Annotated in this window: 22 protein-coding genes; 16 read left to right on the plus strand and 6 right to left on the minus strand. The window is 32.5% G+C overall.

All coding sequences use genetic code 11. From position 1 onward, the window contains the following. Positions 1 to 61 precede the first annotated feature (61 nt). From odhB to bshB1, 6 genes are all read left to right on the plus strand, one after another. Positions 62 to 1,282 (plus strand): 2-oxoglutarate dehydrogenase complex dihydrolipoyllysine-residue succinyltransferase, encoded by a 1,221-nt coding sequence (gene odhB, locus PQF96_RS15305; protein ID WP_109435751.1) that lies wholly within the window; start codon positions 62 to 64, stop codon positions 1,280 to 1,282. Positions 1,283 to 1,570: 288 nt separating this feature from the next. After that, a complete protein-coding gene (locus PQF96_RS15310; protein WP_109435750.1) occupies positions 1,571 to 2,320 on the plus strand; it encodes an SDR family NAD(P)-dependent oxidoreductase in 750 nt (249 codons plus the stop codon). A 133-nt stretch (positions 2,321 to 2,453) separates the two neighbouring features. Then, entirely contained in the window at positions 2,454 to 2,750 is a 297-nt protein-coding gene (locus PQF96_RS15315; protein WP_244299583.1) for a carboxymuconolactone decarboxylase family protein, read from the plus strand. Next, on the plus strand, positions 2,750 to 3,799 hold the full coding sequence (locus tag PQF96_RS15320; RefSeq protein WP_143915982.1) for a flavin monoamine oxidase family protein: 1,050 nt from the start codon (positions 2,750 to 2,752) through the stop codon (positions 3,797 to 3,799). The genes PQF96_RS15315 and PQF96_RS15320 overlap by 1 nt, the downstream gene beginning before the upstream one ends. A gap of 114 nt (positions 3,800 to 3,913) precedes the next feature. Continuing rightward, entirely contained in the window at positions 3,914 to 4,795 is an 882-nt protein-coding gene (locus PQF96_RS15325) for a helix-turn-helix domain-containing protein (RefSeq protein WP_271767239.1), read from the plus strand. Between the two features lie 97 nt (positions 4,796 to 4,892). Beyond that, positions 4,893 to 5,609 (plus strand): bacillithiol biosynthesis deacetylase BshB1, encoded by a 717-nt coding sequence (gene bshB1 / locus PQF96_RS15330; RefSeq protein WP_271767241.1) that lies wholly within the window; start codon positions 4,893 to 4,895, stop codon positions 5,607 to 5,609. 31 nt (positions 5,610 to 5,640) lie between these two features. Here bshB1 and PQF96_RS15335 read toward each other — a convergent pair whose 3' ends face one another. Further along, positions 5,641 to 6,249, minus strand: coding sequence for a hypothetical protein (locus PQF96_RS15335; protein ID WP_109435745.1), 609 nt, complete (start codon positions 6,247 to 6,249; stop codon positions 5,641 to 5,643). Beyond that, positions 6,246 to 6,584, minus strand: coding sequence for a PadR family transcriptional regulator (locus PQF96_RS15340; protein ID WP_109435744.1), 339 nt, complete (start codon positions 6,582 to 6,584; stop codon positions 6,246 to 6,248). Before PQF96_RS15340 ends, PQF96_RS15335 begins: the two co-directional genes overlap by 4 nt. A 277-nt stretch (positions 6,585 to 6,861) precedes the next feature. Between PQF96_RS15340 and PQF96_RS15345 the strand changes: the two genes are divergently transcribed. After that, a complete protein-coding gene (locus PQF96_RS15345) occupies positions 6,862 to 8,094 on the plus strand; it encodes a hypothetical protein (protein WP_271767243.1) in 1,233 nt (410 codons plus the stop codon). A 23-nt stretch (positions 8,095 to 8,117) separates the two neighbouring features. Beyond that, positions 8,118 to 8,915, plus strand: a complete 798-nt coding sequence (locus PQF96_RS15350) for an alpha-ketoglutarate-dependent dioxygenase AlkB (RefSeq protein WP_271767245.1) — start codon at positions 8,118 to 8,120, stop codon at positions 8,913 to 8,915. Positions 8,916 to 9,020: 105 nt separating this feature from the next. Here PQF96_RS15350 and PQF96_RS15355 read toward each other — a convergent pair whose 3' ends face one another. Continuing rightward, entirely contained in the window at positions 9,021 to 9,944 is a 924-nt protein-coding gene (locus PQF96_RS15355) for a GYDIA family GHMP kinase (RefSeq protein WP_109435741.1), read from the minus strand. Positions 9,945 to 10,037: 93 nt separating this feature from the next. Next, positions 10,038 to 11,354, minus strand: coding sequence for a hydroxymethylglutaryl-CoA reductase, degradative (locus PQF96_RS15360; protein WP_109435740.1), 1,317 nt, complete (start codon positions 11,352 to 11,354; stop codon positions 10,038 to 10,040). A gap of 249 nt (positions 11,355 to 11,603) precedes the next feature. Here PQF96_RS15360 and PQF96_RS15365 point away from each other — a divergent pair, with 249 nt between their 5' ends. From PQF96_RS15365 to PQF96_RS15390, 6 genes are all read left to right on the plus strand, one after another. Then, positions 11,604 to 13,775 (plus strand): S9 family peptidase, encoded by a 2,172-nt coding sequence (locus tag PQF96_RS15365; RefSeq protein ID WP_271767249.1) that lies wholly within the window; start codon positions 11,604 to 11,606, stop codon positions 13,773 to 13,775. 17 nt (positions 13,776 to 13,792) lie between these two features. Further along, the gene (locus tag PQF96_RS15370; protein ID WP_271767251.1) at positions 13,793 to 15,184 is read left to right on the plus strand and encodes a peptide MFS transporter; all 1,392 of its coding nucleotides are present in this window, start codon (positions 13,793 to 13,795) and stop codon (positions 15,182 to 15,184) included. 12 nt (positions 15,185 to 15,196) lie between these two features. After that, positions 15,197 to 16,762 carry a peptide MFS transporter gene (locus PQF96_RS15375; RefSeq protein ID WP_109435737.1) on the plus strand — a complete coding sequence of 522 codons (1,566 nt, stop codon included), beginning with the start codon at positions 15,197 to 15,199 and terminating at the stop codon, positions 16,760 to 16,762. Positions 16,763 to 16,857: 95 nt separating this feature from the next. Continuing rightward, positions 16,858 to 17,397 carry a thioredoxin family protein gene (locus PQF96_RS15380; protein WP_143915972.1) on the plus strand — a complete coding sequence of 180 codons (540 nt, stop codon included), beginning with the start codon at positions 16,858 to 16,860 and terminating at the stop codon, positions 17,395 to 17,397. 290 nt (positions 17,398 to 17,687) lie between these two features. Then, entirely contained in the window at positions 17,688 to 18,962 is a 1,275-nt protein-coding gene (locus PQF96_RS15385) for a serine hydrolase domain-containing protein (RefSeq protein ID WP_271767252.1), read from the plus strand. A gap of 259 nt (positions 18,963 to 19,221) precedes the next feature. Then, entirely contained in the window at positions 19,222 to 21,009 is a 1,788-nt protein-coding gene (locus PQF96_RS15390; RefSeq protein ID WP_271767253.1) for a flavin monoamine oxidase family protein, read from the plus strand. A 12-nt stretch (positions 21,010 to 21,021) separates the two neighbouring features. On the opposite strand, the gene PQF96_RS15395 is transcribed toward PQF96_RS15390, so the two are convergent. Continuing rightward, positions 21,022 to 23,115, minus strand: coding sequence for a ComEC/Rec2 family competence protein (locus PQF96_RS15395; protein WP_271767255.1), 2,094 nt, complete (start codon positions 23,113 to 23,115; stop codon positions 21,022 to 21,024). Between the two features lie 115 nt (positions 23,116 to 23,230). Between PQF96_RS15395 and PQF96_RS15400 the strand changes: the two genes are divergently transcribed. Together PQF96_RS15400 and PQF96_RS15405 are read left to right on the plus strand one after the other, a co-directional pair. Then, complete coding sequence (locus tag PQF96_RS15400) at positions 23,231 to 23,986, plus strand: isocitrate lyase/PEP mutase family protein (RefSeq protein ID WP_271767257.1); 756 nt, start codon at positions 23,231 to 23,233, stop codon at positions 23,984 to 23,986. A gap of 1 nt (position 23,987) precedes the next feature. After that, positions 23,988 to 25,049 (plus strand): bifunctional transcriptional activator/DNA repair enzyme AdaA, encoded by a 1,062-nt coding sequence (locus tag PQF96_RS15405; protein WP_271767259.1) that lies wholly within the window; start codon positions 23,988 to 23,990, stop codon positions 25,047 to 25,049. Between the two features lie 12 nt (positions 25,050 to 25,061). Here PQF96_RS15405 and PQF96_RS15410 read toward each other — a convergent pair whose 3' ends face one another. Then, the gene (locus PQF96_RS15410) at positions 25,062 to 25,646 is read right to left on the minus strand and encodes a C40 family peptidase (protein WP_143915965.1); all 585 of its coding nucleotides are present in this window, start codon (positions 25,644 to 25,646) and stop codon (positions 25,062 to 25,064) included. Positions 25,647 to 25,655: the final 9 nt, after the last annotated feature.

Consider the following 25,655-nt stretch of genomic DNA (forward strand, 5'->3'; position numbering starts at 1 on the left):
AATAATAATTATAGATTAAAACCTTTCCAAGGGAAATTATATAAAGGATAAATTCAGAATTATGGCTTTAGAAATGAAAGTCCCATCACCGGGAGAATCTATTACAGAAGTAGAAATAGCTCAATGGCTTGTTGAAACTGGTGATTATGTAGAAAAAGATCAGGCAATTGCCGAGGTAGACAGCGACAAAGCAACACTAGAATTACCAGCAGAAGCGAGTGGAATTATTACACTTAAGGCTGAAGAAGGTGATGCAGTAGCTGTGGGTCAGGTCGTGTGTCTTATTGATACAGATGCACCAAAACCTGAAGGTGGTGCAACGGCTCCAGTTGCAGAAACTCCAAAAGCAGAAGAGAAGAAAGATACTCCTGCACCTGCAGCAGCACCTGTTAAGACAGAAACATATGCAACAGGAACTGCTTCTCCTGCAGCTAAAAAAGTGTTGGCAGAGAAAGGTATTGATGCTGCAGAGGTAAAAGGTACAGGTCGTGATGGCCGTATCACCAAAGCAGATGCAATAGATGCTAAGCCGTCTTTGGGAACTCCCGGACTAGGAAGTAGAGGAGAAGAACGTAAGAAATTGTCAATGCTTCGTCGTAAGGTGGCAGAGCGTTTGGTTTCTGTTAAAAATGAGACTGCAATGCTAACCACATTTAATGAAGTGGATATGCAGCCTATCTTTAATCTTCGCAGTCAATACAAAGAAGATTTTAAAAGTAAACATGGAGTAAGTTTAGGGTTTATGTCTTTCTTTACTCTTGCTTGTGTACGTGCATTGAAATTGTTCCCTGCTGTGAACTCTATGATTGATGGTAAAGAAATGATTTCTTATAATTTTCAAGATATTAGTATAGCAGTTTCTGGCCCTAAAGGATTAATGGTGCCAGTAATACGTAATGCAGAAAATTTAAGCTTCAGAGGAGTAGAGTCAGAAGTAAAGAGATTAGCAATACGAGCTCGTGATGGTCAGATTACTGTAGATGAAATGACAGGAGGAACTTTTACAATTACTAACGGAGGTGTATTTGGAAGTATGTTATCCACTCCGATTATCAACCCTCCGCAAAGTGCTATTTTAGGAATGCATAATATTGTTGAGCGTCCGATAGTAAGAGATGGTCAGATTGTAGTTGCACCAATTATGTATGTTGCGTTATCTTATGATCATAGAATTATTGATGGAAAAGAATCTGTAGGATTTCTGGTAGCCGTAAAAGAAGCGTTAGAAAATCCAGAAGAATTATTAATGGATAATAATGTGGCTAAGGCATTAGAGATGTAGTCACAATTTATATAGTAATACAAAAAAGTCCCAAAGGTTTCAGAATCTTTGGGGCTTTTTGATTATAGAGAATTTCATATGAGAAGTGCTATAAAATCTTTTCTTTTGAAAATATTCTCGATAGTTTTTAAAATCTAGAAAAAATAAAAGCAACGTTGTTATTAAATTAGGATAAGTACCGGTTTCCTAAAATTACCATTCATTCTCTTTTTTACACTATATATCCTTACAAGATCAAAATATCTTTGCCTTGTTATTAATCATTTAAACAATTTAAAAAAATAGATTATGAGTAAAAGAGCATTAATTATAGGAGGAAGCAGTGGAATCGGAAGAGCAACTGCACAAAATTTACTAACAGAAGGTGTTGAGGTACATGTTGTAGGTACTAATGACAGTAAACTTGAAGCATTCAAAAAAGAGGTTTCAGGTAATCTGCATACTCACAAAGTGGATATTACAAACAGCTCAGAAGTAGCTGCATTAAATCAGAAAATAGAAGGATTTGATAATCTGGACTATCTAGTAAATGCTTCTGGTATTTTTGGTCCAAAACCATTTTTAGATCACACTGTAGCAGACTATGATTCATATCAAGATCTTAATAGAGGATTCTTTTTTATTACCCAAACAGCTGCTAAGAAAATGAGTAAAACAGAAGGTGGTTCTATTGTAAATGTAGGATCAATGTGGGCTAAGCAAGCTGTAAAAGCTACGCCTTCTTCTGCATATTCTATGCAAAAAGCTGGGTTGCATTCATTAACACAACACCTTGCTATGGAATTAGCAGATCACAAGATTAGAGTAAATGCGGTTTCTCCTGCAGTTGTGGAGACTCCCGTTTATGAAGGCGTTTTTGGAGGAAAACAAGAAGCACATGATGCACTACAGAACTTTCATGGATTTCATCCGATAGGTAGAAACGGTAAAGCACAAGATGTTGCAGATGCGATTTCATATTTACTTTCTGATAAAGCGGGATGGGTAACCGGTGCTATCTGGGATACTGATGGGGGTGTAATGTCAGGAAGAAACTAAATAGTGCAATATTCTGAAGCTGTCCTTTGTATAAATATTGTTAGACTTCAATCGATTGGGAGTTTGTTGTAGAACCTTATTTTCAAGGTAGCTTCTATTTTTATTAACTTTAAATTATAGATGTATGTATGATATGAATAATCTAAAGCAATTAGGTGCTTTAGGAAAAAATGCAGGATCTGCTATGAAGGCTTTTCAGGCATTAGATCAAGCTGCTCTTGCAGATGGTGTTATACCAAAAAAATATAAAGAACTTATGGCGGTAGCGGTAGCGTTAACAACACAATGCCCATATTGCCTTGAGATACATAAAGATCATGCTATTGCTGCAGGAGCCACACAAGAAGAATTGGCAGAAGTTACTTTTGTAGCTGCAGCTTTACGAGCTGGTGCGGCAGTAGTACATGGGACTCATTTAATGGATAAATAATGGCAAATAACACCGCTAAATATATTATAGTTGGTGCAGGTCTTTCAGGTCTTACCTCTGCTTATATGTTAGATAAGCTGGGGGAGACCGATTTCCTTATCTTAGAATCAAGAAACCGTATTGGCGGTCGTATCTTAACAGAAAATGGGGTTGATTTTGGAGCTACCTGGTTTCAGAATCATCATCAAAACGTAATTGATTTACTTAATGATATACAGGTAGGTAAATTTCATCAATATAGTAAAGGAAAAAGTGTGTTGGTCTATAATACAATGGCACCAGCACATTATTTTGAGAATGACCCCAACTCTCCATCTGCTTTTAGAATTGAAGGAGGATCCAATGCAGTGATTGCATCACTCGCAATGGTGAATAAAAATAAAATAAGAACATCAACAACTATTTCTGAAATTAAAGAAGATGACGATGGAGTTAAGGTAGTTACGGATAATGGGGTGTTTAAAGCAGAGAAAGTAATTGTCACGATACCACCTCGTATCGCGACACGGATATTATTCTCTCCCGAACTTCCAGAACTGCTTGTAAAAACAATGAAAAATACACATACCTGGATGAGTAATGCAATAAAAGTTGGAATGACATTTAAGACTCCATTTTGGAGACATAAAAACTTTTCGGGGACACTCATAGGTCAAGTAGGAGCAGTTACAGAATTATATGACCATAGTGATGCAAATGAAAAGAAATATTCATTAATGGGGTTTGTAAATGAAGGATTGCGTGATGTATCTAAGGAAGAACGAAAGACAAGAATTCTAGACCATTTACAAAAATACTTGGGAAAAGAGGTTCTCGAATATATTACATATCAAGAAAAAGATTGGTCACTAGATAGGAATACATCTTGTGATAGCATCAAATCTATTTATATGAGTCCCAGATACGGAGATTCAAATTTTAAACATTTTTATATGAATGGAAAAGTACTTTTTTCGGGAGCAGAAACCTCTCCTGTTTATGGAGGGTATATGGATGGAGCCATATATAGTGGCATTTCTGCAGCAAAAAAAATAATAAGTAGTTTCTAAAGTAAAAACAAAATAAGCATTTTAATTGTTGTTTTTTTAGTTTAGGTATAGAGGTGTCTTATTTCTATAAAATAGTAATTGTATTTTTGATAGAAACCGTTTATAGATAATCAAGTGAAAGATTCAAATATTAAGATAGAAAAGTACCATCTTCATAAAGCGCATCCAGAAAAACTTCAGTTTGAGGTGTATGATCTAAATGAGTATCGTCAAAAAAGCGGAGAAAAAGCTGCTGTTGCTCATTCTCATAGTTATTATCAGATTATTTGGTTTTTTGAAGACGGAGGAGAACATGTTGTAGATTTTAAAACCTATGCGATTAAAAAAAATACAATTCTGTTTATACCCAAAGATCATATTCATGCTTTTGATCATAATCTAGATGTAAAAGGGTGGCTCATTCATTTTAATGAAAGTTTTTTTATGCATAACGACGTAGATGTTTTTTTAAAGTATAATATATTTAATTCTCAAGAAAACCCTTGTTATGTAATTGATAAAGAAACTGCAATAACAGCTTCTTCTTATATGGATTTAATTAGAAAAGAGCTTTCACAAAGAGATATGTTTGGTTATGAAGATATTGTTCGGTTTTCATTAAAATCACTACTTATAAACTTGGAACGTATTCATCGAATTAAAGGAGATACAAGTCTTCAATTTAATAATCATTATGAACTTCAGTTTGCTAAATATAAAGAACTCATAGAAGAGAATTATGAGAAGGGATTATCGGTTAGCGAGTATGCAGAACTGCTCAATGTATCATCAAAAACCCTAACAACAATTACTAAAAATGTAGTAGGTAAATCAGCATCCCAATTAATATCAGAACGAATTATTCTCGAAGCTAAGAGATTACTTAGGTTTACAGCCTTACAAATAGGAGAAATTGCTTTTAAAGTTGGTTTTGAAGATGCATCTTATTTCGTAAAATTTTTTAAAAGACACGTGGGGAATTCTCCAGGAGGATATAGAAATGAGGTCACTCATTAATTATTATCTGAATACTACATTTTAGTGGTTTATTAAAATGTAATTTTCTTCTCTTACTTATGACAAAGAGTATACATAAAGTTTTAAAATCAAATACATGAAATTAGATATGTTGGCAATTGGTGCACATCCTGATGATATAGAATTGGCATGTTCGGGAACTATTGCCAAAGAAATTGCTAAAGGTAAAAAAGTAGGTGTTCTTGACCTTACAAGAGGAGAATTAGGTACTAGAGGTGCTGCAGAAATCAGAGATGCAGAAGCTAAAGCAGCTGGAGAAATTCTAAATCTTTCAGTACGCGAAAACCTTGCATTTAGAGATGGTTTTTTTGTTAATGACGAGAAACATCAAATTGAGGTTATTAAGATCATAAGAAAATACAAACCAGAAATTGTTCTGTGTAATGCTGTGCATGATCGCCATGTAGACCACGGAAAAGGAAGTAAATTGGTGAGTGATTCTTGTTTTTTATCTGGATTAAGGAGAATAGAGACCTTAGTCAATGAAGAAAAACAGGAAGCATGGAGACCCAAGCATGTATACCATTATATCCAGTGGTATGATATAAAGCCTGATTTTATAGTAGATATAAGTGATTATATGGATGTGAAAATGGAAAGTATTCTTGCGTATCGTTCACAATTTTATGATCCGTCTAGTACTGAGCCAGAAATTCCTATCTCTACTAAAATGTATAGAGAAAGCATAAAGTATAAAGCCTATGATTTAGGCCGGATTGCGGGAGTGCAATATGCTGAGGCTTTTACTACAGAACGATATGTAGCTGTAGATTCTGTTTTTGATTTGATTTAGTCTTTATATGATTACTCAAAACAAGTAACTTTTAAGCAATAGATTTCTTATACATTGTAAAAAAGAAAAATGGCAGATAACCAATGGCAAAAACAAAAGCCCCGATGAGTAATAATATTTCTGTCCCTTGTAAATGCATTATTTTAAACAAAACAGATAGTCCTGTAATTATTGCAGCAGTTAGACCTAATATAATTTTCATTCGTTCAGAAATTGCTTTAGAAATTGCAACTTTATAACGGTCAAAAGCATAAAGAGGCATGAAGATAAGTAAAAGCGCTAAAAAACCAGTCATTAGAAGTACATTGGCGCCTGGATACCAGAGTAGTTTAAAGGTAACACCTATTGTTAATGTTACTGAGCCAATAAAACCGATTAAATACATTAATTTTTTCATAAGTAATATTCGTTTAGAGTTTAGTAAAAAAAATGTTTTATGTTCAATATCAGTTAAGCCATTAGGAGCTAATTCTCTTATGGCTTCTTCTAATAAATGATCGAATTGTTTTCCTTTTCCAAGTTGACTTTCTATGACACAACATAAGTGATCTATAATATCATCGCGTAAGGATTGTATTTTTAATCCCTGCTTATCTACATAATCACGTATATTATCTTCTTGTTCAGAGGTTAATTTCATATTGTTTTTAATGGATTGAAAATGACTTTGTTTAAAGTGGCTATAAAATCAATAAGTTCCTGGACATGTATTATTTTTTCTTTTTTTCCTTTTGGAGTTAAGAAATAATACTTCCTCACTCTTTTTCCAATGTATACTTCTTCAAAAGATAGCAATCCATCTTTAGTCATTTTTTGTAGAGCGGGATATAGAGACCCATCTTTAAGTAAGATCTTTTCATCAGATAGTTCTTTGACTTTCTTAAAAATTTCATAGCCATACATTCTGTCATTTTCTGCTAATAAATTTAAAATGATTACAGAAAGTGTTCCTTTAAGCAGTTCTTTTGAATACATAGTTCAAATATACATAAAATAACAATACATCATAATTCTATATATAAATTTTTAAAATTGCATGCATGAAACTTTTTAACTTAGGATGAAGATGAACATAAGTATATTTTAAAAGCTATTGTGGGTTAATGACTATAGTAAATAAAGAGAGTTACCCAAAAAAAGTAACTATATTCTTTATATTTGAGATATATAGTTACCTTGGTAATAATGTTGAATGACTGCAGTAAAACAGAAAAAGTACTCTTAAAGAAAACAACGAATATTCGAACAGATTATGAGTAAATTAAATATTGAGAATAGTATATCTAAGAATAAAAACATTCTAATAGACTTGTCTAATGAAAATGATAATTCTGACGATTTGATATATCTAATAAATAATTTCTGTGGTGTAGTTCAGAAAAGTATCTCAGAAATTCCAAATACCCTAAACAAAATTAGAGTGTATGCAATTGGAGATATTAAGCAAATTGAAAATGAACAGAATACTTATTTTATAATTGAAGAACTCTCATATAATTATGAAAACATAAATAAAGAAAATTTTCAAATAGTAAAACTTGGTGAAGTCCCAATAAATGTTCATGATGCTGGAGTTTTTTATAGAAATTTTTTTAATAAGGATGACTATTTTACTAAAATTAAATCTGAACATAAATTCCAACATTTAACCGAGTCAAATAAGCAATCATTAGCGTTAAGAAAAGGAATATATTTGACCAAAATTACCAAAGAGGAGGCCGAAGGCGAAAAAGAAAAATTACATTTCCATCTTTTGAGATGCTCTAGTAACTTAACAGGACCAACAGAGAATTTTCGTGAAACCGACCACCATATTGTAGACTCATTAAATGATGCTATAAAATTTGATTTTGAAAAAGAAACTAAATTGAATCATGTATTGGCACAGATTTATGAAAACAAAAGGAAAAGTGAACATAATTCAAAAGAAGTAAAAGCAAAAATCAAAGCACATTCTGATAAAACTAAGGATATGCCAAAAGAAGGGCTTATAGTCTTTTGTACATTTTATGATAAAGACAATTTCGAAAAATTGATGCCTTCAAAAACTGACAAATTTGATTGGTGTTATAAAAAGGCAAGTGGATTAACAAGACTTCATTTCAAGCTAAAACCTTCGGTTAATGATGACTCTTTAGAAAAAGAGTTTAGCGTAATTCTATATCCAAATTCTGCATTTTTAATACCCCTTTCGACAAATAGGTTATATACTCATGAGATAAGACCTTCTGTGTTAAATATTGATAAAATTCCTACAAGAATGGGGTATGTAATTCGTTGTTCAAACCTGGAGGCTACTTATATGAATAATCAAACATATATTAAAGAAAATGGTGAACTCATAAAACTAGAGCAAATGAACAATGAGTCGATGGAGGATTTACGAAATACATATTACGAAGAAAATAAAACGGAAAAAATAGTGGATTACGGTAAAATTCATTTTAGTATGAATTCGGGAGACTATGAAAAACCAATATATTAACCTGAACTTATTTAGAATTATAGATGAATAATACTGACTTTTATAAAATTACTCTACCCTTTGGTCAAAATTTGTTTAATAAATTATTTAATACAATAGAATTTGAAAATATTGGAAATGGTAGAATGGGAAATCATTTAGTTAAAGTTTGTGATTCTGGGATTCCAATTGTCAGAACAACTACAAAATATAATATTCCTGCACATAATTTTTCTTCAATACATAATATGATTGTAGATAGTATAAAAGATAATATCCAAAATGAGAATTTAGAATATTTACCTTCAATAAATTTCAATAATGCTTTAATAGAGGTGTATGATTCTAAATACACTAAAATGAAATATCATTCAGATCAATGTTTAGATTTGATTTCTAACTCTTATATCGGACTTTTTTCATGCTATGAAAGACCTGATGAACTAACAGAACAAAGCATAAGAAAACTTAAAATTAAGAACAAAATAACGAATGAAGAATTTGCGATTTCTTTAACTCATAATTCATTTATTTTGTTTTCATTACCAACAAATTCAAAGTATTTTCATAAAATTGTTTTAGAATCCATACCAAAACAAAAACCTCTCAAAACAGAGAATAAGTGGTTAGGAATAACCTTTAGAGAATCTAAAACATTTATTCAATTTAAGAATAACTTACCCTATTTTGCTAATGGTAAATTATTAGAGTTAGCAACTGATAATCAAAAAATCGAATACTATAAATTGCGGGGAGAAGAGAATAAAAATGTAAATTTTATTTACCCTCAAATTAATTATACACTGAGTAAAGCTGATACAATTATTCCAAAAGATATATAAGTTTTACAAAAATGACTGTACCTAATAGCATGTATAAAAATATTAGGAATTATAATACCTATTCTTATTCATGACGTTAAACAATCCATTTCTATGTAATCTCTCTTACAAAATCATTTCACCATAAGGAATGATTGTAGAATATCCTTTAGTTCTAAAATATTCTACTTCAGATAGAGTGCCTGTAACAAGTATAAAATCTCCTCCCCAGCCACCAAGACTCTTAATACTTCTTGGGTAATCTTTAAATAATGTAGATTTTACTGTAGGCGTCTTTATAATTTTCGAGATAATTTCTTCGTGGGCGTTAATTAATAATTCGAACTCATCAATAGAGGTGCAGTCTAATATTTTAGAAGTAATTTCGTTGGCAGCTGCCTCAGCTTTATCAAAATCTTTTAGCGGTAAAGATTGATAATGTTTAATAGAGGCTTTGCTATCCTGTTTTTGGTTTAGATACACAAAAAAGAGATGCTCCTTAAATAAGGGGTTAAAATCAACTTCTACAACTTTTGGTTTCCCTTCATTACGTGAATATAGTATGGGAGAATCATGCTGAGCACATGCGATATCATATCCGCTGCCTCCAAAACTTTTATCAAGAAGACTAAAAGCATCTATTTTGGCCCATTGTGCAATATTATTAATCAATGTTGAAGAAGATCCAAGACCCCATTTACGATGAAACTCTAATCTGTTTTCTATGTTGTATCCTTTTTCAGGAGACAGAAAATTAGGGTTTAATTCTCTCGCAGTATTTAGAATCTTGATTAATGTTTGGACTATTTTGTTTTCTTGTTCGTTGCTTTTTACAGACCAAATGGTATTCTCTTCTACTATGAAGTTTGTGTCAAACCAGAGATTTCCATCTTCATCAAAACTTTTCCAGTGAAGAGCAGGCTTGTCACTTTCCTCAATAAATAACCATTGCCCTTTTTTTGTGGGTATGGCCAAAGCGTTAGCTCCATCAAGTACTAGGTACTCGGCAGTGAGCAATAGTTTGCCGTGACTATAAAATGATTTTTTCATGAATACGCGTATATACTGTAAATATAATATACTTGTAGAATTCTAGAATAAATTTATCTAAAAATAGAAATACCTAATAGTTTACATTTAATCCTATTGTCTTAATTTTTCAATTTGAGCTACTACTTCACTGTGGGTAACTGGATTTGTTTTAAAATATGTAATGAGATATTTTTTTTCAATTTCTGTAGCTTCAAATTGATTGAGAATATTCATAAGATGCATTTTCATGTGACCTTGTTGAATTCCTGTTGTGATCAATGAATTTATAGCAGCAAAATTTTGTGCTAATCCTGCTACTGCAGTTATTTGCATTAATTTTTTGGCGTTAGGTTTTTCTAGAATTTGCAATGCTAGTTTTACTAGTGGATGTAAGGTGGTTAATCCGCCTACTGTTCCCAAAGCAAGAGGAAGTTCAATTGAAAATGTAAATATTTCATCCTTTATTTCGGCATGAGTAAGACTACTGTATTTACCATTTCTTGATGCATAAGCATGAGCTCCGGCTTCAATGGCTCTAAAATCATTTCCTGTTGCCAATACTACAGCATCAATGCCGTTCATAATACCTTTGTTGTGGGTTACGGCACGATACGGCTCTACTTCTGCGATGCGTACTGCTCTAACAAATTTTTCTGCATATTGCTTAGAAGAAAGCTCTTTAGTATTTGGTAAATCTGTTATAGGACAGGATACGTAAGCTTTTACCAAGCAGTTTGGTACATAGTTAGAGAGAATACTCATGATGATTTCAATATCTTTTTCTGCTGTAGAAAAATCGGAGTATTTTTTTGCTTCTGATTGTAAAGTTTTAGCAAACTGTTCTAGACATGAATTAATAAAATTAGCTCCCATGGCATCAACAGTTTCAAATGTACAATGCAACTGGTAATAGTTATCAATTTCTGTAGTTTTATCGCGAAGTTCAATTGCTACAATTCCACCACCACGCTTCTCCATATTTGTAGTCATATGGGATACAGAAGAAAGAAGTTTTGTTTTAATATTAGAGAAAAATGCTTCTAGCTTGGCTGGATTTCCTGTATATGTAAAATGTACCTGTCCAACTTTTATAGTAGATATGACTTCTGCCTTAAAACCTCCTCGTGTCTGCCAGAATTTAGCAGCTTTACTTGCAGCAGCAACCACAGAACTTTCTTCGATGGTCATCGGTAAGGTGTATCTCGTATTGTTAATTAGAAAGTTAGGAGCGATCGAAAAAGGGAGATAGTAATTAGAAATCGTATTTTCTGTAAACTCATCATGAAGTTGCTGAAGTCGGTTATCAGAATTCCAATAGGTTACCAAAGTGTCTATTGCATTTTGATCGTTATTAAAGTGATGCTCTGCTAGCCATTTGATTTTATCAGCTTTAGAGAGTTTAGAAAACCCAGAAACTACAGGTGCCATTGTATTTATTATTATTTAGTGCCTTCAAATATACTATTCTGTTTCGTCATACTTACACAGTCGAATGAAATTTGAAAGAGTAAAAACACTTTTCTGTAATTTGATTTAGAGATGGAGTTGAAACATTATTGATGATATGTTAAAAAAAATCACTTATGCGGCTATGATTTTATTGTATTTAACAGCAATTGTTGTATTTTTCACGGATTTTTTAGTATTCTTGGCGTTAACAATTTTTAAAATTATAATATGAAAATTACAAAATTGTTTTTTGGAATTTTATTTTTTATTGGGCTTACAACATATGCACAAGACAAAGCTTTTACTCTGGATGAAATATGGGGTGGAGCTTTTAGAACAGAAGGATTACAATCCTTATATTCAATGAAGAATGGAACAGAGTATTCTGTTTTAGAAAAAGATCAGGTTTCGGGGACAACCAATATAGAAGTATATAGCTATGAAACTGGAGAAAAAACGAAGACATTGGTGAGTTCTTCTTCTTTAGGAGATTTATCTACATTCCAAGGATACTCATTTAGTAAGGATGAAAATAGAATTTTACTTTCTAGTGAATTAAAACAAATATATCGTCGTTCTTCAGAAGGGATTTATCACATATATGATGTTCCTTCTAAAGGGATTTTTAAAGTTAGCGATAAAAAAATTCAATCCCCAATACTATCTCCAGATGGTAATAAGATAGCATACGTTCTGGATAATAATATTTATATGTTGAATTTTGTAACAGGGCAAGAAGTTCAACTCACAGATGATGGCAAGAAAAATGAAATCATTAATGGAATAACAGATTGGGTATATGAAGAAGAATTCTCTTTTGTAAGAGCTTTTGATTGGAGTGCAGATAGTAATAAAATTGCATTTTTAAGATTTGATGAAAGAGAAGTGCCTGAGTTTTCTATGGATGTATATGGTAAGGATTTATATCAAAAACAACAGGTTTTTAAATACCCTAAAGCAGGAGAGAAGAATGCCAAGGTCTCTTTATTTATTGCAGATATTAGCGCAATGGCATTAGATGAGGTCAAATTAGGAACCTATAAAGATTTTTATATTCCTAGATTAAAATGGACGTCCAATCCAGATATTTTGAGTGTACAAGTAATGAATAGACACCAAAATAATCTGGATTTAATTTTTGTAGACGCCAAGACCAAGACACCAAAAGTAGTGCTTAATGAAAAAGATGAAGCCTATATCGATATTACTGATAATCTAACGTTCCTGGATGATAATAGCTTTATTTGGACTAGTGAAAAAGATGGATACAATCATATTTATCATTATGCTGAGACTGGAGAATTGATTAGTCAGGTAACCAAAGGTACTTGGGAAATAACCGATTACTATGGTTATGATAAAAAGAACAAGAAGATATATTATCAAAGTGTAGAAAATGGAAATATAAATAGAGATATCTATTCGATCACTTTGGATGGAAAAGATAAAAAACGATTAAGTCAAAAAGAAGGAAGTAATGATGCCGAATTTAGTGCTGATTTTAGTTTTTATATTAATTATTTCTCGAATGCAACAACACCTTATGAATATTCTCTAAATAATGGGAAAACAGGGAAGGTAGTACGTGAAATCACAAATAATAAAGGGCTGCTAGAGAAATTAGCGGGATATGATGTAAGACCAAAAGAATTTTCGACAATCGAAATTAATGGAGAAACGTTAAATACCTGGATGATTAAACCTAAGAATTTTGATCCTAAAAAGAAATATCCACTGTTTATGTATCAATATTCTGGTCCGGGATCTCAATCTGTAAAAAACTCATGGCATAGAGCCAACGATTACTGGTATATGATGTTAGCACAAGAAGGATATATAGTGGTTTGTGTAGACGGAAAAGGAACCGGGTTTAAAGGAGCTAAATTCAAAAAAGCTACTCAGAATGATTTAGGAAACCTTGAAGTACAAGATCAGATTGCGGCAGCCAAATATTTTGGAGCATTAGATTATATTGATGCTTCCAGAATAGGAATATGGGGATGGAGTTATGGAGGCTTTATGTCTAGTAATTGCTTGTTTAAAGCACCAGATACCTTTAAGATGGCTATCGCTGTTGCTCCGGTGACTAGTTGGAGGTTTTATGATACCATTTATACGGAACGATATTTGATGACTCCACAGGAAAATGCCAAAGGATATGATAATAATTCGCCCATCAATTTTGTAGATGGATTAAAAGGAAAATTTTTATTAGTACATGGTAGTGCAGATGATAATGTACATGTGCAAAACACAATGCAATTGGTTGAAGCATTAGTGCAAGCAAATAAAGATTTTGATTGGGCGGTTTATCCTGATAAAAACCATGGAATCTATGGGGGTAAAACACGATTACACTTATACAACAAGATGACTAACTTCATTAAAAATAACTTATAATTAATTAAACTTACATAATGGCAAATACAGTTAAAGCAGCTCATCAAAAAGAACTTTTTGGGCATCCGGTGGGACTATACATATTATTTTTTACAGAGATGTGGGAGCGTTTTTCATATTATGGTATGAGAGCGATTTTTGTATTATATCTAACAGCAAAAACTGTGGATGAAAACGCAGGTTTAGGATGGTCTTCAGGAGAAGCTTTAGCGCTATATGGATGGTATACGATGTTAGTATATGTGGCATCTATCCCTGGAGGATGGATTGCAGATAAATTCTTAGGACAAAAGAAATCTGTTTTAGTAGGAGGGGTTTTACTAGTTGCTGGACATAGTATTTTAGCAGTTGAACAAATGTGGGCCTGGTATTCTGGTCTTGGTTTAATTATTGCCGGAGTAGGAATGCTAAAACCAAATATTTCAACCATGGTTGGAGGTTTGTATAAACAAGGAGATATAAGAAGAGATAAAGGATTCACAATTTTCTATATAGGAATTAACCTTGGAGCCTTTTTGTCTAGTTTAATAGTTGGATATGTAGGAGAAGTACATGGATGGCATTATGGTTTTGGGTTAGCTGGAATCGGAATGGCACTAGGATTATTACAATATCTTTTAGGGCAAAAATATCTTGCTACTGTTGGAAACTTCTTAGGAACTTCTGAAAAAACAGAAGATAAAGAAGCAATGAAAAAACCATTAACCAAAATAGAAAAAGATAGAATCGTAGTACTTCTTATCTCATTCTTGTTAGTGATTGTATTCTGGGGAGCTTTTGAGCAAGCCGGAGGATTAATGAATATCTATGCCAAAGAAAAAACCAATAGAATGCTTATGGGGTGGGAAGTTCCTGCTTCTTGGTTTCAGTCTTTAAATGCAATGTTTATAATTTTCTTAGGAACTACTGTAGCTTTATTCTGGGCAAATAGAAAGTTAAAAGGAAAAGTTTCCAGCTCTTTATTTAAGATGATTGTAGGCCTTATTATAATGGGTACTGGATTCTTTTTTATGACAGCTGCCTCTATGGAGTTTAATGCTGACGGTTCATCTGCGATGTATTGGTTAGTGTTAGCATACTTATTTCATACTATTGGAGAACTTTGTATCTCGCCGGTAGCCTTGTCTTTTATTACCAAATTAGCCCCGGTTAAATATGGAGCTTTAATGATGGGGGTATATTTTGCAATGACTGGTTTTGGAAATAAATTGGCTGGATTATTAGGAGAATGGGCTGAGAGTCAAGGAGAATTTGCAATATTTACAGGAATAGCAGTTTTTTGTGTGGTATTTGGGTTGATTGTTATGCTGTTCAGAAAACCATTAGAAGTACTTACGCATGGAGTAGAAGATAAAGAAGGTGTTATCCATGATGAAGCTGAAGGTTTTGAACTAGCGGATAACCACTAAAAACTTTTTGGTATGACTTCGAAAAATGATTCTAAAGTATTTACTTTATTAGGACATAAGCCTTCATTGTTTATGGTTTTTTTCACAGAAATGTGGGAGCGTTTTTCCTATTATGGAATGCGTGCATTATTTGTTCTATTTCTAACAAGTGAAATAATTGACGGTGGTTGGGCTTGGAGTAACGAAGATGCTTTAAAATTATATGGATGGTATACAGGTTTGGTATATCTTACACCAATATTGGGTGGCTTTATTGCCGATAAGTTTCTTGGATATAGAAAAGCAGTAGCATTTGGAGCTTTATTAATGACTTTAGGTCATGCTTCAATGGCTCTAGAAACTCCTACATTTTTATATATAGGATTAGCTTGTCTAATTCTAGGAAATGGTTTGTTTAAGCCAAATTTAACATCTATTGTCAGCGGACTTTATGATAAGAATGAAGAAAAGAAAGATGGGGCATATACTATTTATTATATGGGAGTTAATGCTGGTGCTTTTTTAGGTATAATGTTATGTGGTTATATTGGGGAAAAGGTTAGCTGGAGCTTCGGGTTTGGTTTAGCAGGGATCTTCATGTTTTTAGGAATGCTTCAATTTTGGTTTGGAAGAAGTATTTTGGAAAATGTTGGATTACCTCCAAAAGATAAATATGAGTTAGATGATATAGATGACGAAATTGAAGATGCTGTAGAGGAAATAAAAGAAGAAGTAAAAGTAAGTACTAAAGTTCAAAATGATAGATATATTGTAGTAGGGATTTTAGCTTTCTTTACTGTGTTTTTTTGGGCTGCTTTTGAACAGGCAGGCGGTTCGATGACTATTTTTGCTAGTAAATATACTAATCGGGTTTTAGTAGGAAATGCCGCAAGTGCTTTTAAAATTATTGATGCAGTGATTACTATAGCACCTTTACTGATTATTAGTTGGGTACTTTATAAATTATTTGTTCAAACATTTAAAAAAATCTCACTCTCTAATATTATATTGGGAGGAAGTTTTACTATTATATGGGCAATAGTAATATGGAAGTTATATCGTGAATTTAATGCAGATACAACAGAAGTCCCAGCTTCTTGGTTTGGAATTTTAAATTCGTTATTTATAATTTCTTTTGCTCCGTTATTTTCCAAATTATGGGAAAGTAAATATAATCCCTCTGCAGCTGTAAAGTTTGGTTTAGGATTAATCCTTTTGGGTTTTGGTTTCGCATTGTTAGCATTTGGAGCTATTTCGATTCCACAAGGTGCAGAGACGGCAACGGTAAGTATGATGTGGTTAATTTTGGCTTATTTATTTCATACCTTAGGTGAATTATTTTTGTCTCCCGTTGGATTGTCTTATGTTAGTAAATTAGTCCCTGCCAAATTAATTGGTTTAATGTTTGGAGTGTGGTACTTGGCAATTTTTATAGGAAATTGGTCTGCTGGTCAATTAGGAGGTATGATTGATGAAATTACTTCTAAGTATTCATTAACCACCTTCTTTTTAATATTTACAGTTGTGCCTGCTGCTGCAGGAGTTTTAATGATATTACTTAATCCAGTGTTAAAGAAATTAATGCATGGAGTGCGATAAATAATAATATATAGCTAAACTCGTTTCCCAAGATAAGTGAAGTTTTAAATAAGGAACAGTTTTTGTTTCCGACTAGTTATAAAAAAATAAAAAAGATGAAAAACCTACTTTTTCTGTTAGCGTTCTTGTTTTGCCTTTCTACCCAGGCACAAGAAATCCAATGGATGTCAATGAACGAAGCTTTAGAGGCTCAAAAAAAAGAACCTAAAAAGATTTTTATGGATGTCTATACAGACTGGTGTGGACCTTGTAAGCTTTTAGATAAGAAAACCTTTCATAATAAAGATGTAGTATCTTATGTGAATACCAATTATTATGCAGTAAAATTTAATGCAGAAGGCACAGAAGAGGTTCATTATAATGATTTTACATACACTAACCCTAATCATAATCCAGATAAGAAGGGAAGAAATAGTCAGCACTTTTTTGCTAATGCATTAAAGATAACTGGATATCCAAGTATGGTGTTTTTTGATGAAAAAGGAAATCTTATCGCTCCTGTAGTTGGATATAAAACTCCTAAACAATTAGAGATTTACCTTAAGATGATTCATAAGAATGATTACAAGAAATTAACCAGTGCAGATGCCTGGAAGAAGTATGAAAGCTCTTTTGTAAGTACCTTTACCAATTAAACATGTAGTTGAAATCAAAAGATTTTAATTTTAAATTATAAAATAGCCTCCTTTTACTATGTCGTAGTAAAAGGAGGTTTTTTTTATGTATATCTTGAAAAGACAAGTACTTTTTGATATAAAACTCGGATTTAGTGCACAATTAATTGATTAAGTATGCGTTACCTAATACATAAACCTAAAATAATACCCTAAATCTGATTACGGTATTAAAGTAAGTGTGTCTTTAGAAGTGATTTTTGTTGCTTTTATGGATTTAATTTACTTTGTTTGTCGTAATAAACCTACTTATGAAAAAATTACTAGTCATAGTTGCCCCATCTATGGTATTTGTTGCTTTGCTTTTCTCTTTTGCTTCTGGAGAGCATTCAGAATTATCTCAACAACCTCAAGTTGTTCAAGTACCTGAAACACTACCTGATATTCATTTTCCTGCATCACAGAAACAACAATTAATAGCTTCAATTCAAACCTATTTTGATCAGGCTTTAGACCAAAATCAAATTGTTGGCGCCTCAGTTGCGATCGTAAAGTGTGATTCTATTATTTATCTAGGAGGTTATGGAAATAAAAATTCGAGATCAAAAGATACAATTAACGAAGAAACCATATTTAGAATTGGTTCTGTGTCCAAAGGATTTGCAGGAATATTAGCAGGAATTCATGTAGAAGAAGGATTGATAAATTGGGAGGATAAGGTTAAGGATTATATTCCTGACTTTAAACTCTCAAGTAAAAAGCAAACCGAAAGTGTTACATTATCACATGTTTTATCCCATACTACTGGTTTGCCATATCATAGTTTTACTAATCTTGTAGAGGATGGAATACCAATTAGGACAATAGCAAGTAATTTTAAGGAACTAGTTCCTATTGCTAAACCTGGTGGAATATATAGCTATCAGAATGCAGTGTTTGCATTAAGTGGAACCATTGTAGAACAAGTCACAGGTAAATCTTTTAAAGAAGTGCTTCAAGAAAAGATTTTTGATCCTCTTCATATGTCTTCTGCATCTGCCAGTTATGAAGCTTTAGAACAATCTAATAATGTAGCAGAGCCTCATCAACGTGTAAGACATGGGTGGAGGCCAATGAAAATCAATAAAAAATATTATAATAATGCCATTGCAGCAGGAGGAATTAATGCAAGTGCTAGAGACATGGGTAAGTGGATGAAATTTCTATTAGGAAATAATCCTGAAGTTATGATGCCAGGTTCAATACAAAGTGTATTTACTCCCAAGATTCAGGTTGGAGGAAGAAGACAATATTATCAAAGGTGGTCTGGATATTCATCATCTTTCTACGGCTATGGATGGAGAGTACATAATTTTGTGGATACTCAAACCAATGAACCAACTACAATTGTTCATCATGGAGGTAGTGTAAACAATTATAGAAGTGAAATTGCAATTTTTCCCGAAGAAGATTTAGGAATTTGTGTACTTTTTAATAGTCAAAATAGTCTTGCCAGAACATGTATCCCCGATTTGCATAAAATCATACAAGGGATCATGAAAACACCTGTAGAGAAGGACTTAAAAGAATCTTTGGTTTTGTTATAGCATTCAATATTCTTATTTAACATAAAAGCTCCATTTTATCATATGATAAAATGGAGCTTTTATGTTTATTCTATAGATTTTAAATAAGTGCCTTTATCTATAGTATATTTTACCACACTATTCCCGTAAATATTACATGTTTTTCACGTGTTAATACGTATGGATTAAATCACATAGAATTTAGACCTTGTCTAAAGGCTTAATGAGAAATTAAACCTTCATAAATTTTTAAGAGAGGTATTAATCTAAATTCTTTAAAATGAAAGATTCAAGTAAAAATAATCAGCAAAGTTTTTTACGTCAAACCGGTGAAAAAGGTGGGCGATTAGAACTCGTTACACCAACAGTTACAAAAGAAGGAAAGCATGATTTAAAGGTGGAAACAATAGACGAACCCAAAAAAGAAAAGAAGCGCACTAATGTTGTAATTCTTGGTGGTGGTATTGCAGGCCTTGCGTTATCTTTCGAATTATTAAAGCAGCCCAACTATAATGTTACCATTTTGGAAGCAGAAAATTATTTGGGAGGAAGATGTTTAACCTTAAGGCCTGGAGATAGTTTTCGAGAATTCACCAATGGCATAGAGCAAACATGTAGATTCGATACGAATGGTGTAACAGGAGTACCATATCTTAATGCTGGTCCAGGACGTATTCCATCAGGACATCGCAATGTCATTAATTATTGCAAAGCATTAAATGTCGAATTAGAAGTATATGTGATGGAAAGTCGTTCTAATCTTATGAAAACGATAGAAGGTTTTGGAGGTACTACTATTACAGATAGGCGTTTAGCAAATGACCCTAGAGGGTATTTTGCAGAATACTTATACCAGAACGGAGCAGCTTTTCTGAACTACATGAATGATAGACGTTCGGATGAAGAGAAGCTAAATAATGATGATATTGAAAATTTAAAAAAATGGCTTGTCGAATTTGGAGCATTAGATAAAGAAGGGAAGTATCAAGGTTCTTCTCGTTCTGGATATAAAAAATTACCAGGAATAGGAGAAGGAATTATAGAACCTCCACTACCTTTTAAAGATATATTAAAGTCTGTGTTTTGGGACTTGAATTTTTATCAACCAGAAGAATTCCTATGGCAAGACACCTCCTTTCAGCCTGTTGGAGGTATGGATAAAATTGTGCATGCATTAGAGCGTGAAGTAAGAAGGAATAGAGGAACTATTCATCTTAATGCCCCTGTTCATAATATTAAAAGAGCGGATAATCAATGGGATATAATGTATGGAGATAAGAAGACAATTGCTGCAGATATTTGCGTGAGCAATATTCCAATTCCCTTACTTTCAGGAAAAGTAATAAAAGAGGATTTTAGCGCTAATTATTGGAAGGCACTTAGTAAAGTAATGGAGACAAAAGATTTCTTAAGACCTACATGCAAAGTTGGATGGCAAAGTGATCGCAAATATTGGCAAAACCCGATAGACGAGCAGACCATTCCTGTTTTTGGAGGGATTTCTCGTATTAGCCCTAATCGTATGGAACAAATGTGGTACCCTTCAAATGATTATAATGATAATACAGGAATTCTTACTGGGGCATATAATTATGGTATTAATGCCAAAGAATGGGGAGAGGAGCTTCCTGAAAAACGTATGGAAGAAGCTCGTATTGGTGCAGCAAAGTTACATGGAGAGGAATTTTCAAGGCAACTTAGACATGGATTAAGTATTGCATGGCAAAATATAGAATATCAACAAGGGGGATGGGTAGATTGGAAAAAAGTTGATGAGGAATTAGAAACATTCAAAACAGAAGATTGGGTTAATTATGAAAGGGTAAAAAATATGCCTTTAGAAATCGAGCCAGAAATTGGAAGTTCTGCGTGGTGTTATAATGAATTGCAAAAACAGGATAATGGTTTTTTTATAACAGGAGATCAGGTGTCTAAACTACCAGGTTGGCAAGAAGGAGCTATTGCTTCAGCATTGCAGATATATGGTTTACTAGAATATCCAGATCATATATTTTCACTTAAACTATATCGTGTGCCTAGCGCAAGAGTATTGGTTGAAGGACGTTAATGTTTAAGGAAATCATTTTAATATAAAAGCTCCCTTTTTATCTGTGCGATGAAAAGGGATATTTTGTTTTTCACAACTAATCTCCCATTGATCGATATAACTTTTGTAATTACTTGCATCTGCTATAATTTGCCTGGGATGAAGACTGTCTATAACTCTGTCAAGATGTATCTTTGGAGAATCAGATAGCAAGATAATAGTTGACTCTATTTTAGGTATAGCATATATACTTGTACTATCAATCACAAGAATAACCTGTTCCTTGTATGTATATACGTTTTTTAATGATAAAGAACTATCTAAAGTGGCTTGGTTATTAACAAGGTAATTGCCAAATAAAAAACGTTGGGTTGTATTAGAGATAGTATCCCTACTATAGAGTTTTAATCTCTTGTTTTCTAAAACTCCCAAAGCAGTATTGGTATGATGATGAAAAACGATAAATTCTTGTTTGTGGGTATGTAGATGCTTTTCAAAAATCATAACGATAAACATCATAATTAGAGCTATTGTTACCCATAAAACTTTAATGTTTTTATAGTGTTGAAATAGTATAATCAAAGATATAATAACGAGGTATAGTGCTAATAGCATTCTCCACGAAAAAGTAATATCGGTAACTAAAAATTGCTCTTGCTGAGCCACCCAACTTACAATCACATTCATCAGATCTATGCAATTACCAAATAGTGTTGCTATAGATTGTGGAAGGATATTTAAATAAGCCAATGTAATTATGGTAATACCAAATCCAAGAATACCTCCCAGAAAGGGGATGATAATCAGATTGGAAACAAAAAATAAAAGTGGAAACTGATGGAAATAAAATAAAGTAAGTGGCAATAGCCCAAATTGTGCAGCGATAGTGACGGTAAACGTTTCCCAAAGTTTTTTAGAGAAATAAGTTTTTGGGCGATACGGGTATGCAATGATAGGTTGTATCCATATAATAGCAAAAACTGCTATGTAACTGAGTTGAAAGCCAACAGAAAATAATAATAAAGGATTAAAACAAAGTAATATAAATATAGAAATGAATAATGAATTATAGATACTTGTTACTGACCTGATTTGGATCCCTATCGCAAGAAAAGAAAACATGGTAACAGCTCTAAGAACCGATGGAGATAGTCCTGCAATTATAGCAAAACCCCAAAGAAAAAAAATGATGAATACCAATTTAGATATTTTACCTTTTCTTCCACATCTTTCTAAAGGCTTCAATACAAAATTTAGAATTACTAATAATATACCAACATGAAGTCCGGAAACTGCAAGAATATGAATAGCTCCAGAATCTCGATATTGAGCAAAAGTCTCTTGGCTAATATCCTGTCGTTGTCCAAGAAGTAATGCGTTAATTATGGATCGCTGTTTTGCATCAAAAGTATACTCAGATAACTTAAGATTAATACTTTTTCTAATTTGATTTGCAAGATTATATAAAGACCGGTCTGTTTTTTGATTTTTGATAAGTTGATCAGTTTTTATAATAATTTGATGGTATATGTACTGGTTGTTTAAATAGTTTGCATAATTAAACTGATCAGGATTTAATGGTTGAGTAATACTTCGCAAATTGGTAAATGTCGTATATCTGTTGCCAATATCTAAAATATGATGTAGACTATCTTTTGGGATCTTAAGAAGTATACTTCCTTTTACAACTTGATTTCTTAAAAGTAAAATAGAAACCTTATATCTGTGGTAGTAGGATGTAGGTTTTAATCGTTCTTGTATTGAAAATTGAACTCCCACTTTATGATCTTCAAAATCCTGCGATTGTAATAGATTGCTATAATGACTTGTGTGGTTCTTTGGATTATGTATTTGAACCAAGGTTACCCCAAAGAGAATAAAGACGATAATCATTAAAAATGAAAAGGAAAATCCTTTACGAAACATTTTTTTTGATCTATACCAGGTAATTGTTAATCCTAGAATGGAAATTAATAATGAAACCAATATGAGATGTAGAGAGATATTAGAATAATAACCAATTAAAATTCCAATAACTATTGATATAGTGAGAATTAAAAAAGGGATATTAAGAAATTTCACGTTTGGCGTTTTGTTGAAGACAAGTATAGTATATGTCAGTTTCATTTTTCGGAACTGAAATATTTTATTTATAGATTTCTAATGCAAATAAAAAATACATGTTCATTTTTCGGTTGTAGGTTTAATTTCAACTTCAGTACTTTGATTAAAAAAAAAAGTGATGAGTTTTGAAGAAATGCATAAACAAAATAACCCTTTACTAATGTGTAATGTTTGGGATGTGCCAAGTGCAAAGAGTGCCGAAAAAATGAAGTTTGAAGCGATAGGAACCTCTAGCGCCGCTATGGCAGCAATATTAGGATACAGTGATGGAGAAGAGATGAGTTTTTTAGAACTAGAGCGTATCGTAAAACAAATAAAAGCACATACGGTACTGCCTTTGTCAGTAGATTTAGAATCTGGGTATAGCCAAAATCCTGTAGAAATTGCAGAGCATATAAAGCAATTGTATACTATTGGTGTAGTAGGAGTGAATCTTGAAGATAGCATTGTGCTTAAAAACCGAAAATTAGTAGATGCAAGTCAGTTTTCCAGAGTTATATTAGAAATCAAAAAAAGACTAAAAAAGGATAATATATCTGTGTTTTTGAATATTAGAACAGATACATTTTTATTAAAATGCCCCAATACAATAGAGGAAACTAAGAAAAGAATTCAGCTTTATGAGGATGCTGGGGCAGATGGAATTTTTATACCTTGTATAGAAAAGGAAGAGGATGTATCTAACATAGTAAGGAGTACGAGATTACCTGTTAATGTTATGTGTATGCCTAATCTTTCAGATTTTGAAACTTTAAAAATGCTGGGAGTGAAGCGTATAAGTATGGGAAATTTCCTATTTGATGAAATGTATACAAATTATGAAAAGATGATAGCTTTGATAAAAGCTCAAAAATCCTTTAAATCCATTTTTTAATATGTTGATTACAGAAAAGAAAAAAATAGATATTTTTTATAAAGCCCTATTAAGTAGAGAACAAAGTTTTGTGGGAATATTTTATGTCGGGGTAAAAACAACATTGGTTTTTTGCATTGCTACTTGTCGAGCAAGAAAACCTAAACGGGAAAATGTGGAGTTCTATACTACGTTTAAGGAAGCCTTAGACCATGGGTATAGACCTTGTAAAATTTGTAAACCAACAGAAAATACTTCTAAAGCTCCACAACAAGTGGAAGTTGCGATTAAAATGGTGAAAAACAATCCAAAAGAAAAAGTAACAGATTTTGTTCTTCGCCAACATCAGATTAGTCCTGAAATAGTTCGTAGATGGTTCAATAAAAATTATGGAATGACTTTTCATGCTTATCAAAGAATGTATCGTATCAATAATGCTTCCCAAGAATTAAAAAACGGCAAAAACACCACAGCTACTGCTTTTGATACGGGTTACGAGTCATTAAGTGGGTTTGGGTATACATTTAAAAAACTCTTAGGTGATTCTCCTCAGAAGAGTATGAACAAAAATATAATTTTGATTGACAGATTAACAACACCTCTGGGACCTATGTTTATTTGCGCAACAGATAAAGGAGTTTGCTTACTAGAGTTTGTAGATAGAAAAATGTTGGAAACAGAATTCAAAGATTTGCAAAAACGACTAGATGCTAAGATTATTCTTGGAGAAAACAAGCATATAAAACAAGCAAAGAATGAGATTACCCAATATTTTGACGGAAGTCGAAAATGCTTTGAAGTACAACTTCATACTCCGGGAACTAGTTTTCAAAATTTAGTTTGGGATACTTTAAAACATATCCCATACGGAGAAACAGTTACCTATCAGCAACAAGCGAATAAAATAGATCATCCAAAAGCAATTAGAGCAGTAGCATTAGCAAATGGTTTTAATAAGATTTCCATACTTATTCCTTGTCATCGAGTGATTGGTAAAGACGGAAAGTTAATGGGTTATGGAGGCGGCATAGAAAGAAAACAATGGCTTATAAACCACGAATTAGAGCATCTAAACTCATTTTAGATTTGTTTTTATTTATAATACCCTTCTTGCCCAGGCAAAAGACTTATTCCAGTATTTTTCATTCAGACTTGATATAATAACACCTCTTGAAGTAGAAGCATGAATAAATTTAATAGCTCCTTTAGTTTCAACAACTAATCCAACATGAGATATAACATTTTTTCTTTTGTTGGTTTTAAAAAACAATAAATCTCCAACAACAACTTTTTTTAACGAAACGGCTTTACCTTGTGTTGCCATAGTTCTTGAAGTTCTGGGAAGGACAACGTTTTCTTTTTTAAAAGAAGTATATACCAGACCAGAACAATCCATCCCTTTTTTTGTAGTTCCCCCATATTTATAACGGGTTCCGCTAAAGGTTTTGGCATGTTTAATAATGCTTTTAATCTTCTTATTGCTGGAACTTCCGGTTACTCTGGTTTTAGAAGTGTTTTTTGTTTTTTCATTTGGATTACTAGTTGTTCTGGTTTTGGAAGTACTTTTTGTTTTTCCAGAGATAACAACTTTGTTTTTTGATGAACTTCTTCCAGATGAACTTCCGCAAGAATACAGTATAAAACTTAAGCAAACTAGTAGGTAGTAGAATGTCTTTTTCATTTGGGGTGT

Source organism: Aquimarina algiphila, assembly GCF_947494415.1.
In the GTDB taxonomy this organism is placed as follows: Bacteria; Bacteroidota; Bacteroidia; order Flavobacteriales; family Flavobacteriaceae; genus Aquimarina; species Aquimarina algiphila.

Excerpts from the sequence above, each read along its gene's own strand:
- odhB (WP_109435751.1), top strand. The coding sequence starts at position 62 with ATGGCTTTAGAAATGAAAGTCCCATCACCGGGAGAATCTATTACAGAA.
- PQF96_RS15310 (WP_109435750.1), top strand. The coding sequence starts at position 1,571 with ATGAGTAAAAGAGCATTAATTATAGGAGGAAGCAGTGGAATCGGAAGA.
- PQF96_RS15315 (WP_244299583.1), top strand. The coding sequence starts at position 2,454 with ATGAATAATCTAAAGCAATTAGGTGCTTTAGGAAAAAATGCAGGATCT.
- PQF96_RS15320 (WP_143915982.1), top strand. The coding sequence starts at position 2,750 with ATGGCAAATAACACCGCTAAATATATTATAGTTGGTGCAGGTCTTTCA.
- bshB1 (WP_271767241.1), top strand. The coding sequence starts at position 4,893 with ATGAAATTAGATATGTTGGCAATTGGTGCACATCCTGATGATATAGAA.
- PQF96_RS15335 (WP_109435745.1), bottom strand. The coding sequence starts at position 6,249 with ATGAAATTAACCTCTGAACAAGAAGATAATATACGTGATTATGTAGAT.
- PQF96_RS15340 (WP_109435744.1), bottom strand. The coding sequence starts at position 6,584 with ATGTATTCAAAAGAACTGCTTAAAGGAACACTTTCTGTAATCATTTTA.
- PQF96_RS15345 (WP_271767243.1), top strand. The coding sequence starts at position 6,862 with ATGAGTAAATTAAATATTGAGAATAGTATATCTAAGAATAAAAACATT.
- PQF96_RS15350 (WP_271767245.1), top strand. The coding sequence starts at position 8,118 with ATGAATAATACTGACTTTTATAAAATTACTCTACCCTTTGGTCAAAAT.
- PQF96_RS15355 (WP_109435741.1), bottom strand. The coding sequence starts at position 9,944 with ATGAAAAAATCATTTTATAGTCACGGCAAACTATTGCTCACTGCCGAG.
- PQF96_RS15360 (WP_109435740.1), bottom strand. The coding sequence starts at position 11,354 with ATGGCACCTGTAGTTTCTGGGTTTTCTAAACTCTCTAAAGCTGATAAA.
- PQF96_RS15365 (WP_271767249.1), top strand. The coding sequence starts at position 11,604 with ATGAAAATTACAAAATTGTTTTTTGGAATTTTATTTTTTATTGGGCTT.
- PQF96_RS15370 (WP_271767251.1), top strand. The coding sequence starts at position 13,793 with ATGGCAAATACAGTTAAAGCAGCTCATCAAAAAGAACTTTTTGGGCAT.
- PQF96_RS15375 (WP_109435737.1), top strand. The coding sequence starts at position 15,197 with ATGACTTCGAAAAATGATTCTAAAGTATTTACTTTATTAGGACATAAG.
- PQF96_RS15380 (WP_143915972.1), top strand. The coding sequence starts at position 16,858 with ATGAAAAACCTACTTTTTCTGTTAGCGTTCTTGTTTTGCCTTTCTACC.
- PQF96_RS15385 (WP_271767252.1), top strand. The coding sequence starts at position 17,688 with ATGAAAAAATTACTAGTCATAGTTGCCCCATCTATGGTATTTGTTGCT.
- PQF96_RS15390 (WP_271767253.1), top strand. The coding sequence starts at position 19,222 with ATGAAAGATTCAAGTAAAAATAATCAGCAAAGTTTTTTACGTCAAACC.
- PQF96_RS15395 (WP_271767255.1), bottom strand. The coding sequence starts at position 23,115 with ATGAAACTGACATATACTATACTTGTCTTCAACAAAACGCCAAACGTG.
- PQF96_RS15400 (WP_271767257.1), top strand. The coding sequence starts at position 23,231 with ATGAGTTTTGAAGAAATGCATAAACAAAATAACCCTTTACTAATGTGT.
- PQF96_RS15405 (WP_271767259.1), top strand. The coding sequence starts at position 23,988 with ATGTTGATTACAGAAAAGAAAAAAATAGATATTTTTTATAAAGCCCTA.
- PQF96_RS15410 (WP_143915965.1), bottom strand. The coding sequence starts at position 25,646 with ATGAAAAAGACATTCTACTACCTACTAGTTTGCTTAAGTTTTATACTG.